This is a genomic window from Protofrankia sp. CiP3 (assembly GCF_917627345.1).
In the GTDB taxonomy this organism is placed as follows: domain Bacteria; phylum Actinomycetota; class Actinomycetes; order Frankiales; family Frankiaceae; genus Protofrankia.
This window is the reverse complement of the sequence record NZ_CAKJTM010000114.1, coordinates 8,496-13,330: the sequence shown is the minus strand read 5'-3', so window position 1 is coordinate 13,330 and position 4,835 is coordinate 8,496. Positions and strand designations below refer to the sequence as shown.

General features: G+C 66.7%; 5 protein-coding genes. 3 read left to right on the top strand and 2 right to left on the bottom strand.

The genetic code is table 11. The features are described 5' to 3' along the window. Positions 1-109 precede the first annotated feature (109 nt). Together MJ797_RS23135 and MJ797_RS23130 are read right to left on the bottom strand one after the other, a co-directional pair. Entirely contained in the window at positions 110-346 is a 237-nt protein-coding gene (locus tag MJ797_RS23135) for a hypothetical protein (protein ID WP_239341174.1), read from the bottom strand. A 938-nt stretch (positions 347-1,284) separates the two neighbouring features. Then, positions 1,285-2,766: an IS66 family transposase gene (locus MJ797_RS23130; protein WP_239341172.1), complete on the bottom strand. Its 1,482-nt coding sequence runs from the start codon at positions 2,764-2,766 to the stop codon at positions 1,285-1,287. Between the two features lie 343 nt (positions 2,767-3,109). Here MJ797_RS23130 and MJ797_RS23125 point away from each other — a divergent pair, with 343 nt between their 5' ends. The 3 genes from MJ797_RS23125 to MJ797_RS23115 all read left to right on the top strand — a co-directional run. Continuing rightward, the gene (locus MJ797_RS23125) at positions 3,110-3,598 is read left to right on the top strand and encodes a winged helix-turn-helix domain-containing protein (RefSeq protein ID WP_239341169.1); all 489 of its coding nucleotides are present in this window, start codon (positions 3,110-3,112) and stop codon (positions 3,596-3,598) included. Beyond that, positions 3,562-4,185: a transposase gene (locus tag MJ797_RS23120; protein WP_239341167.1), complete on the top strand. Its 624-nt coding sequence runs from the start codon at positions 3,562-3,564 to the stop codon at positions 4,183-4,185. The genes MJ797_RS23125 and MJ797_RS23120 overlap by 37 nt, the downstream gene beginning before the upstream one ends. Before the next feature lie 363 nt (positions 4,186-4,548). Then, the coding region (locus MJ797_RS23115; protein WP_239341165.1) for a hypothetical protein at positions 4,549-4,835 on the top strand (287 nt) is incomplete at its 3' end.

Sequence of the window (4,835 nt, the reverse complement as noted above, 5' to 3'; positions counted from 1 at the left end):
GGGGAGCCGACGACCGTCGCCGTGTTCGCCGGCCTGATCACCCGTGCCCACACCGCCGGCAAGATCGCCGACGGCGCCGAGGTGTGACTCACCGCCGAAAAGATCTTCACTATCGATCTTGACATCCATAGGAGCATCCTGATTCTTCGACCCCGACGCGCTCGACCTCGCAGAGAAGGCCGACGGCTGGTTCGCGCTGCTGACGAACCAGAGCATCGAGGAGAAGGACACCGCCGGGGTCTTCCTCGACTACAAGGGCCAGGAGGCCTCCGAGCGGCGCTACAGCGCGTTCAAGGGCCCGCTCGCCGTCGACCCGCTCTACGTCGAGAACAACCAGCGGATCCATGGCCTGCTCCACGTCGTCGGCCTAGCCCTGCTGCTGTTCTCCCTGATCGAGCGCCAGGCCCGCCAGACCGCGGGCCCGTCCGGGAAGGTCCCCGGCCTCTACGCCGGCCGCCCGGCCAGGCCCACCGGCCGGCTCCTGCTCGAAGCCCTCGCGGACCTGCGCCTCGTGCCCGCCCGCGACGGCCAGCCCGCCTACATCCCCCGGCCCACCCCGCTCCAGCAGCGCGTGCTGGACCTCCTCGGAGTCGACCCGACCAGACCACCCTGATCAAGGAACAGGCTGGTCAAAGCACCAAACCCGAACGTGCGGAGTGCAGGAGTTTCCGCAGGAACCCCTACCTCGAGCTAGTGAACCCTCGCCATGGTCTGGGATGTCCGGCGCAGGTCTGTTCGCCGATGGTTTACTCGTCGGTGTCCTGACGCTACGAGCAGGAGGTTTCGGCGAGCGGCGGCTTCGGGCGACTCCGTTCCATGTCCTCGCCGCTAATTCTGATTTCCAAAAATGTGTCGATTCGATAGATTTGCTGGATCTTGAGTCCGTAGAGTTGACCCACATTATGACACCAACACGGCCGCGACAGCGTTTGCCGCAGTCTCCGTCGATGTTGCTGCGTGCGGACGCTGAGGTAGTTCCTTTCCACGGTCGGGAGGAACTGGTCGCAGATCTCACTACATGGTGCCGTTCTTCTGCTGAAATCGCGGTACGGTCGCTCATCGGCCCCGGGGGCCAAGGAAAAACCCGCCTTGCTCGCCACCTCGTTCAACAGTTCCGTCGTGACCAGTGGGTCGCCGGATTTCTAGCTCGTGATCCAGCGAACGGAACCGTCGATCGTAAACATTCACCTGGTTTAGAGATCTTGCTGTAGGTGACGAGTCGTGGGCATGGCTGCGGGCCACGCCGGGCGGGACCGGCGCGGCGGGATCGCTATGGGGTGCCCGTTAGGTGGGGACGACAGCGGCCGGTGGCATCCAGGGGGTGCCGCGGAACGCGAGCCGGAGGGCATGCAGCGCAGAGACGCCGTGCTTGCGGGCGGTGGAGAGGTAGCTGGCGACCTGGAGGCGGCAGGCGGTCGCAGTCACGGAGGTGAGCCGCCCACTGATTTTTTGCTGGGTCTTGAAAGGCCGAAGATCACGCTCTGACGGATTGTTCGTCGGCCACACGTCGAGGTCGAACACGAACCGCAGCACGTCGTCGTGCCGGTCGCGCAGGCATTCGAGCAGGCATCGGCCGATCGGCTGCTTCCTGCCCCGCTCGGCAGGCGCGACGGTGGCCAAGCCGACGCGGACCGCGCCGCGGAACTCGGCAATCAGCGGGCCGCGCCGCTCGGCGGGGACCACGCGCAGGCCGGCCGCGCGGGCAAGGTTGGCCTCGTGGACCAGGCCGCGCAGCGCCCGCTGCGCCTGGACCGGCCAGACCTGGCCAGGGTAGGTCTCCCCACAGTCCTGGAGGTCGCGAAGCAGGTGGCTGACGCACAGTTGGTGCAGGAAGCCATCGAACTCGGCGTTGTCGTAGAGGGAGTAGCGATCGTGGACGACGACCCCGAGCATCCGGCCGAGCAGGAACATCCGGAAGCTCGCCTTGTCCCGCCGGCCCAGCATGAACAGCGTGAACAACGTCGTCGACGCGGACAGCACGTAGCGCTTCTCGCCCTTCGGGCCGACCTTCAGCGGCGTCTCGTCGAACCCGGCGACCGGCTCGGCGGCGATCCGTTCCTCGATCGCCTCGACCGGCTTGTCCACCGCATCCGCGCCGAGCGCCAGCAGCGAGTGCAGCCAGCCCGTCGAGACCGCCACCCCACACAGCTCGATGATCACCTCTCGGGTCCGCTCGACCGGCAGGTGCTGACGCACAAGGAAGTACAGGGCGAGCGCGCGGATCTCCGGCCCGTAGGACACCGCCGCCGCGGACAGCCCGTCGGGCCGGGCGGCCACATGACGGCGCCCGCAACCACAGACGACCTGGTGGAGGTCATGCTGGACCACCGTCGGGCGGGCCGGCTCGACATCGTGCGCCTGGTGCGAGCGGGCGACTCCGGCCGGCACCGCCGCATCCAGCCCGGCCCCGCACGCACACACCCCAGTCGGGAAGTGCCCCTCGACCCGGTCCGGGTCCTCCCGCCAAGCCAGCGTCACCCCGTCCACGCCCGCCTGCTTGCCACGCTTCTTCGTGCCCGCCCCGCCACCGCCTGCCAGCGGCTCGGGCGGCTTCCGACCCGGGATCACGCTATCGCTGGATGGCGATAACGACGAGTTCCGCGAGTTCCGCGACGCCTTCCGCTCCAGGTCAGCGACCTTCGCCGTCAGTTCCGCGATCTGCCGGGCCTGCTCGGCGACCGTCGCCCGCAACTCCGCGATCAGCTCCGCTTGGGCGCGCACCACAGCGAGGAGAGCCTCAGGGGGCATCTCCTCGACTGGCACCATGCCTCTAACCTCACCACACGCACCAGACCTGGCACGCCACACGACCACCAACATCGGCACCCGGCTCCACAGCCAGCAACCCAAAGCAACATCAACAAAGCACCTGAATGTTTACCGTCGATCTTACCCCTCTTACCGATACTGCAACACCCGTGCTGCTGGTTGTCGACTATGCAGAGACCCGCTCTAATCAGCTCGACCGCCTCATCTCGGTCCTCGAAACTTCCTCAGACACGGCTCCGGTCAGGCTACTGCTACTACAGATCTTGAATGGTCGGGGTCTGTTTGATCACATCTGGTCTGTTCGGGTATGACCCGGCCGTGTCCGACGCTTGCAGCGGGCATGAGGTATGCGGATGGTGGCGGGCTTACCGCGCAGGGCCGTGCCCGTCGGGAAGCGGTCCGGGTGCAGGCGGCGGACCTGTTCGCCGCCGGGGTCGATCCGGTCGAGGTCGCCGGGCGGCTGCGGGTGAGTACGAAGTCGGCCTACCAGTGGAGGCGGCTCTGGAAGGCCGGTGGCACGGCGGCGCTGGCCTCACGCGGGCCGAGCGGGGCGTCGTGCCGGCTCTCGGACCGCCAGCTTGACCGGCTGCGCGGGGAGCTGGACCGGGGTCCGGCCGTCCACGGCTGGCCCGATCAGCGCTGGACCCTGGCCCGGGTGACGCTGCTGATCGGCCGGCTGTTCCACACCCGCTACGCCCTGCGCGGCACGTCGTATCTGCTGCACCGTATGGGTGACAGCCCTCAGGTTCCCGCCCGTCGGGCCGCTGAACGCGACGAGGAGAAGGTCGCCGCGTGGCGGGCGGAGACCTGGGCGAAGGTACGAGGCTAGCGGCGACGACCGGCGCGTGGATCGTCTTCGAGGACGAGGCCGGGCAGAGCCTGCGCCCCCCAAAGGCCCGGACCTGGGCCCCACGGGGACACACCCCGACCGTGCGGGTGTCGGGGAAGGGCTCCGGGCGGGTGTCGATGGCAGCCCTGGTCTGCTACCGGCCCGGCCAGCGGCCCCGCCTGTTCTACCGGGTCCTCGCCCACCACGGCCGCAAGGGTGAACGTCGCAGCTTCTCCGAAGACGACTACGCCACCCTGCTCGTCGCCGCGCACCACCAGCTGAAAGCCCCGATCATCCTGTGCTGGGACAACCTCAACACCCACCGCAGCGCCGCCATGCGCGTGTTCCTCGCCCGCCACGCCTCCTGGCTGACCGTGGTGCCCCTGCCGGCCTACGCCCCGGACCTCAACCCCGTCGAAGGCGTGTGGGCCCACGTCAAACGAGACCTGGGCAACCACGTCCGCGTCACCGTCGACCAGCTCACCACCACGATCAAGACCCTGCTCAAACGCGTCCAGTACCAACCCGACCTGATCGCCGGCTTCCTCGGCCAGACAGAACTGATCATCGACCCGGAACCGCCGTAGCCAGACCCTGACCATTCAAGATCTGTAGCACGTGCCACCTGAGGCTGGTGGGAGCAGGTCCGACGCAACCATCCACATCTGTTGTCCACAGCATCTGTCACGGACTTGCCAAGTCTTGACAACAGTCTATCCTCACGGCGTGAAGCCTTTACCCAGGCTCTTCAGTCGTTCGAACTTGCCCTTCCCGATGTTGACCCCGATATCGACTGGCAGCAAGTCGCCACGTCCGTAAGACCACCTCGGGATCTCGATTCCGACCGATACGGAGTCCCCCTCACTCTACAGGGGTTTAGCCTGCTCTCCTTGCTTCAGTCAGGTCCGCATCCAGTGGATACCCTTCCTGGTGGATCACCAGAGTCGGGAATGCTTGACCACGAAGCACGTTACTGGATCAGCACAGCTTCAGAGCGCCGCCTTCAACTGCAACAAGTCACCCTGGAGCGGGCTATAGCCGCCGCGATTCTGCTTGGCGCGACCAATGAACAGGAGGCAATCGAAACACTTGTTCGTGTTCCGGGGCTTGAGAGCAAGGATTACGACGACCGACTCGCGATTGCCGACTGGCTTGCGAGCCTCTATCCGGCTGATGACGGTCAATACTCATCACCTACACCTTCCTGGTGGCGAACGGCCCGGTCGCCGCCCAGGGC

What these genes read in the sequence shown, in the direction of transcription:
- MJ797_RS23135 (WP_239341174.1), bottom strand. Translation starts at nt 346, where the DNA reads ATGGATCCGCTGGTTGTTCTCGACGTAGAGCGGGTCGACGGCGAGCGG.
- MJ797_RS23130 (WP_239341172.1), bottom strand. Translation starts at nt 2,766, where the DNA reads ATGGTGCCAGTCGAGGAGATGCCCCCTGAGGCTCTCCTCGCTGTGGTG.
- MJ797_RS23125 (WP_239341169.1), top strand. Translation starts at nt 3,110, where the DNA reads ATGAGGTATGCGGATGGTGGCGGGCTTACCGCGCAGGGCCGTGCCCGT.